The organism is Moorena sp. SIO4E2 (assembly GCF_010671945.1).
GTDB classification, from domain to species: domain Bacteria; phylum Cyanobacteriota; class Cyanobacteriia; order Cyanobacteriales; family Coleofasciculaceae; genus Moorena; species Moorena producens.
On record NZ_JAAHIE010000443.1, the window covers coordinates 1 to 6,280 of the forward strand.

6 protein-coding genes and 1 other RNA gene are annotated in these 6,280 nt (G+C 42.9%); 1 reads left to right on the forward strand and 6 read right to left on the reverse strand.

The window, feature by feature from the left end; genetic code table 11:
• Nucleotides 1-391 precede the first annotated feature (391 nt).
• On the forward strand, nt 392-1,084 hold the full coding sequence (locus F6K37_RS29900; RefSeq protein WP_009149962.1) for a hypothetical protein: 693 nt from the start codon (nt 392-394) through the stop codon (nt 1,082-1,084).
• Nucleotides 1,085-1,323: 239 nt separating this feature from the next.
• Here the strand turns inward: F6K37_RS29900 and ffs are convergent.
• The 6 genes from ffs to F6K37_RS29930 form a co-directional block, all read right to left on the reverse strand.
• An RNA gene (gene ffs / locus F6K37_RS29905) (signal recognition particle sRNA small type) lies at nt 1,324-1,420 on the reverse strand.
• Between the two features lie 56 nt (nt 1,421-1,476).
• Nucleotides 1,477-1,929: a hypothetical protein gene (locus tag F6K37_RS29910; RefSeq protein ID WP_009149960.1), complete on the reverse strand. Its 453-nt coding sequence runs from the start codon at nt 1,927-1,929 to the stop codon at nt 1,477-1,479.
• Between the two features lie 583 nt (nt 1,930-2,512).
• Nucleotides 2,513-4,372 (reverse strand): biosynthetic-type acetolactate synthase large subunit, encoded by a 1,860-nt coding sequence (gene ilvB / locus F6K37_RS29915; RefSeq protein WP_009149959.1) that lies wholly within the window; start codon nt 4,370-4,372, stop codon nt 2,513-2,515.
• 455 nt (nt 4,373-4,827) lie between these two features.
• Nucleotides 4,828-5,004, reverse strand: a complete 177-nt coding sequence (locus F6K37_RS29920; RefSeq protein ID WP_009149955.1) for an HNH endonuclease — start codon at nt 5,002-5,004, stop codon at nt 4,828-4,830.
• Nucleotides 4,997-5,398, reverse strand: coding sequence for a hypothetical protein (locus F6K37_RS29925; RefSeq protein ID WP_009149953.1), 402 nt, complete (start codon nt 5,396-5,398; stop codon nt 4,997-4,999). The genes F6K37_RS29920 and F6K37_RS29925 overlap by 8 nt, the downstream gene beginning before the upstream one ends.
• Before the next feature lie 272 nt (nt 5,399-5,670).
• Nucleotides 5,671-6,280 (reverse strand): IS200/IS605 family accessory protein TnpB-related protein (locus tag F6K37_RS29930; RefSeq protein ID WP_287254117.1); only part of this gene is annotated, 610 nt, incomplete at its 5' end.

Consider the following 6,280-nt stretch of genomic DNA (forward strand, 5'->3'; position numbering starts at 1 on the left):
AGGATAGCTCAAAAACTTTCTGTTTTTACTATATTTCAGCTAACTGGTACTAGGGCGTGTTTTCAAACTCGGAGATCCCCCTAAATCCCCCTTAAAAAAGGGGGACTTTGAGAATGGCTCCCCCCTTATTAAGGGGGGTTGGGGGGGATCTAAATCTTGCGGAAAACTTTGAAAACACGGCCTAGCGTGGCCTATGGCCAAGGACTTTTATCCATACTTTCACTTATCATTAATCTATCAATATTAAATTCTCCCGGGTTTATTTTCATCTGACTGCTGTTCGCGTAGCGTGAGCTTTTAGCTCACCGCTGACCCCTGACTGCTTACCTAACTAATTACTAGGTTTTACAGCTTGTCTTTTGAAAATTTACCTGACCTAATATAAAATACCATGGGCAATTTAGCAAAGTCCATGGTAGAAACAACAATTGTCGATCGGATGAGCAAGACCTTATTAACTTACCTACCCAAAGAAATCCTACTAACCCCTCAGCAGTTAGCAGTATTTTCAGCACTTAGAACTATTTTAAAATTAGCATCAGCCAGTTTGCTAACTATCAGCTTACTTGGTAGTGGTTGTGGAATGGCTAGCCAAGACGATCTAGATTCTGAACAGACCCATGCTCAGCTCCATGGTCATAAAACCGAAACCAGTAATGAGCATAATAAAGAGATGGAGCATAATCACCATAATCACAAGGTCGGCAGCAGTAGTAACCATGGTGAAGGTATGGGTCATCATCATGGCACAATGGAAATTCCTTCTGGTCAACCTGTTCCAGATGTTGACATAGTGGTGTATCCAGATCCGATGACGGGATGGAATTTAGAAATAAAGGTTTCTAACTTCCAATTTTCTCCCAAGAATGCTAGCAAAGCCCATCAACCAGGAGAAGGACATGCCCATCTATTCATCAATGGCCAAAAAATTACCAGGATTTACAGCAATTGGTACTATATTGGCAAGCTTGAACCTGGTAGAAATGAAATCACGGTTACCTTAAATTCCAACAATCATCAGGATTTAGTTCATAATGGTGACATGATTTCAGATACTGAAATTATCGAGGTTATGTCGAATTAGAGGTTATTCCGTACTGGTTATGCTAGATCAAAAGTCTGGCACAGGGAGCAGGGAGCAGAGAGCATGGAAGGGGTAACACAAGATAAAAGAGGGATGCGTCGCTTCTGAGTAGTGTTTTCTTCCACTACTTTCCTCGATTCTTGTGATACCAGAAGCTACAAAACCTGAATTTACCGACAACTGCAGCGAAGTGTATGGTTTTGTGGCTATGTGTTGTGGCTATTTGTTGTGGCTACGAGAGTGGCTCGGAGTCCACGCCTATCGTAAGCATCCCTTATTGCTGCTACCTTCCGGTCCTGACAAGGTTTGGGCGTTGCGATCGCGTCGATCCGAACCACATATTATAATAGCATGAATTTTTCAAAATGGGAAGGAAGATCAATCCTCTTGATCTATTTCGCGAATATGCCCACCCCGTAATAGCATGAAGAGCTTACACAGTGGGGCATACCCACTTTAACCATAAATTTTCCACTGCCGCGAGGGGTAACTTGAACAATCGGATATTGACCATAGTCAGTATCATAGTCAACGGTTTGGCCATTGTTATCATACAGACCTAGGTCAATATCGAGACAAGCATCATCACAAAAACTTACTAAGGTATAAGATTTACCAGCTTCTAGATCCAGGGTAAATGCATAGACTTGGTTTCGGGAAAGTCTATTGACTACCGGTCGATGAGTTGGCATGTAATCCCGGTCTCTTAAATACTGTGCTGCTGCGATTAATTTATTTTCAACTTGCCCCTGACGAGGAGAGCTAGCCAAACCAGGACTGGGTGTGAATAATAAGCTACTAGCTAGGAGAGCTAGTCCATTCCGAACTATCTTAGTATTAATCATATACAATAGCAATAAGCGTTTGAATTAATGTTGACTATAGAGTGATTTTTAGTTATTCCAATTCTTAGCAATGCCTGCAAACAATAAATATTACCTTTTGGTAATTGATAATAGGTTGCTTATGTTATGATTATCGAAGACTAATGTATGGGATAACGTATACGAATGTCTAACTTATGTATGATTACACTCAACGATGACCAATCTGGCAGGTAATTTAGGATTAGGTATGAGGTAAGCTATCAGCTATCAGCTATCAGCTATCAGCTATCAGCTATCAGCTATCAGCTATCAGCTATCAGCTATCAGCTATCAGCTATCAGCTATCAGCTGAATGCTTACCGATAAGTAGGATTAAACTGACGATACTTGCCAAAAAAAATACTCCGCTGGTGAGCGAAGTAAGTAAGGTTAAATGAGAAATTATCAGTTTTGCTGAACTAAGGAATGATATTAACTATAGTTGGGTAATTAGTAAATGGTTAAGTACCAATTAACCATTACTATCCATTACTATTATCCATGACCGATTAGCCTAAATCATGCCATTGATCAGCAATGTCAAATCCTTAGGTACACAATATTAAAGCTTGGTGCCGCACTCAGGACAAAAATTGTTACTTGCTACATTCTTGGCACCACAGTTACTGCAATAGATTAGCTCCGTAGCATTCTTGAGTAATGGTTTTTCTGGTAAACCGATCATTTGGGCATTACTCTTACCAGGGGCTACCATTGGGTAACAATTCTCGTCTTTGGTTACATGAACATCTAACAACACAGGACCATCGTAGGCTAGCATTTGTGCGATCGCATCCTGTAGTTGATCCCGACTAGTAACTATCATGCCCTTAACCCCGTAAGCCTGAGCCAGTTGCACAAAATCCGGCATCCCGACTTCCATATTTGAAGAGGAATAACGCTGCCCAAAGAACGCTTGTTGCCACTGACGCACCATTCCCTGCCAACCGTTGTTAATAATCACGGTCTTAACATTGATGCCATATTGGGCGAGGGTACCCAGTTCCTGAATATTCATCTGGATACTCGCATCACCAGCAATACAAATCACTTGCTGATCGGGTAATGCTACCTGGACTCCCATGGCTGCTGGCATGCCATAGCCCATAGTTCCCAATCCCCCACTGGAAATCCACTGGCGCGGTCCATTATTAAGAAATTGCGCTGCCCACATCTGATGTTGACCGACATCCGTGGTATAGTAAGCTTTAGGTGCTTGACGCCCTACCTCTACAATCACTTCTTGGGGAGATAAACTATCGGGGTATTGAGGCACCTGCAAGGGATAGTCCTCACGCCAACGGTTAATCCGTGCTAGCCACTCCTGGGTTTGATTAGGTTCTGCTGAGATATTCATTTCCTGGTAACGGCGCAACATATATTGCAAAACCCGGCGCACATCCCCTACAATCGGTACTTGGGGAGAGCGGTTTTTACCCACCTCAGCGGGATCAATGTCGATGTGAATCACTTGAGCATGACAGGCAAACTGATCCAGTTTCCCGGTCACCCGGTCATCAAACCGCGTCCCTACAGCAATCAGTAAGTCACACTCACTAACGGCAAAGTTAGCATAGGCAGTGCCATGCATCCCCAGCATTTTTACCGATAGGGGATGGGATTCATCAAATGCTCCCTTACCCATCAACGTGGTCGTTACCGGAATTTGGAAGATTTCTGCCAGTTGGCGCAGTTCATCATGGGCACCAGCAGCAATGGTTCCGCCACCAACGTAAAGCAGTGGTCGTCGTGCTTGCCGAATTAAATTTAGGGCTTGGTTAATTTGGCGGGGATTGCCCTTTACTGTTGGACGATAGCCCACCAACTTGAGTTGATTAGCTTCCACAGGTACGTAGTCACATTCCTCTAAACCCACGTCTTTGGGTACGTCAATCAGGACTGGTCCAGGACGTCCGGTGCTAGCGATGTGGAAAGCTTCGGCAACAATCCGCGCCATATCAGCAGGGTCACGCACCACATAAGAGTGTTTGACAACGGGCAAAGTAATCCCAAAGATATCGGTTTCCTGGAAGGCATCAGAACCAATGGCAGGACGGGCGACTTGACCGGTTACACAAATTAGAGGAATTGAGTCCATGTGAGCGGTAGCTATACCGGTAACTAGGTTAGTGGCTCCCGGACCAGATGTGGCAAAACACACACCGACTTTGCCAGTAGCACGGGCATAACCATCAGCAGCGTGGGATGCTCCTTGCTCGTGTCGGACTAGGATGTGCTGTATTTTACCAGCATCTTCCCAGTGATAGAGTTCGTCATATATCGGTAGAATTGCTCCACCGGGATAGCCGAAGATATGGGTCACACCGTGACGGTGGAGACTATCCATTAGAGCAAATGCTCCTGTGCGGCGAGTGGGGGTAGTTGATGAAGCTGGGGTTGTTGAGATTACTTGGGATTGCACGCTTATCACCTCTAGTGGTAGATCGGTTCCTTAGGTGGGCTTGACCTTGGCGAATTTAATTCGCCAAGGTCAAGCGCACCTATGCTGTTAAGGGTGTTAGATTGCTGATAATAGCTGAGCATAATTTTAGAATAACTGTTAATTTTACTACAGTATGGGTTTTGTGTTTCAGTTTACACTCAATATATGGAACTGTCCAGACAACTTGGCAGGATTTTTCCGTTGAGCACTCTCGGTCTAGTTATCAGCTAGAAGCATCAAATAGATAAATCAGTCTACGATTGTATGCCAGTGGTAACTCTAACTAGTTATGCTTTAGGAAAAATTTATATTTTATGGTATTATTTTTTTTGTAGTGCTAAATAAGTAAGGACTAATTTTAATGGTGAATAAAGTCCCCAATTAAACCAGTAGGATTTTAGATAGTTTTGCAAAATCTAATTATTTTTCGCACCTCAGGCTAGGGCTAAGTTATCGAGTTCAGTTTTTACATCTCGACTTAGACGTTGGATATGTTCGATCGAAAAAGATTGGGGGCCAAAGCGAGCTTGGCTCCGACAATATTCACAACATTCTTGAGCTCGTGATTCAACTGCTTGTCTATGTTTTGCTTTAATTGATTTATCAGACATTACCAGGGAGATGAATATCCAAATCTGCCATGAGGGTGCTTAAGGATATTTGACGTAAACGAGCTAATTCTGCCATGGCTTCGACACGTTTAGCTTCGATAGTTTCCACTTGATCACTTAAAGCCAAAAGTTCTTTATACTGCTCAGCTGTCAGCGTCTCCATTTTTCGTTTTTGAATCAGTTCATCGTAGCGGTTTTGAATGTCTGCTGGTACACCTTGATTAATAGTAATTAGCAACCTAGCCTGATCTGAAGAAAGGCTGGGGGCTTTGCGTTGTGCCTGAAGGGATATGATGTATGCTCCAACTTTCTCCAGTTCAGATAAACTCAGTTGTTCAACAGCTCTAAGTAACTGGTCGTAGGAGAGCTGAGCTTCGACTTTAAGATTTTCCATTGGTTGTTAGTCGATTTGAATGCTTATTTAATTATAAAAAAAAAAGGAGCGAAGCCTTGGGATAAAGCTAAACACTCCAAGGTAGATTTGTTGTTTAAATGTTTCGCGATAATTAGGATAAAAAACCCTTTGATAATCTAGTCCTTGATTAGGGTAGGAAAGTTGATCGACGCGCGACCTAAGGGTTCAAACGACCCTTAGGTAAACTAAAAAACTTAATCAGCAGTGACTGGTAATTGGTTGAACTCTCTACGTTTTGAAAAGCGTAGATTCTAAGCGGATGTCACTTTGCGGGTTGAAACCACGCTGAGTCCTTTGGACTCGCTTCGCGAACGTGACGCTTCACGATAGGATCTAGACAATGAGTCTAATCTATATCGTTGTGGCAGGTTCAAATCTGCTCTACCGACCTCGGCTAGGGATCTCCCTAGCTGTGTCGCTACTTTTCTTAAAATATTGCAAGCTCCGTTGCAATCTGCGTTAATCAATTCACCTTTTGCAGACCGATAAAGTCCACGCTTCACTCTCTTTCCGCTTGCTGCCCACCCCAAGCCCGAAGGGCACGCTTCGCGAACAGGTTTTGCGCCGAGCACAGGTAGGAAATCACGATCTAAAAAGCTAGCTTTACTGGTGTAACTTTCTTCAGTCTCAAGGAATTTGATACCATACTCAATACATAACTGTTCTATTCGAATTTTTAATTTAGCAGTAGGTATCTGAACAAACTGTTGATTGTTCTTTTTTCCAATATTGATGCTGTCTTTATTGCGCTTGTTCCAACCAAATACAACTGTAATAACGTCATTACTTAAGCACCAGTTAACTATAAATCTAGCAGCTTTATTAACGTTGTCTCGCATTTGTCTGTTGCGTTTATCGGTC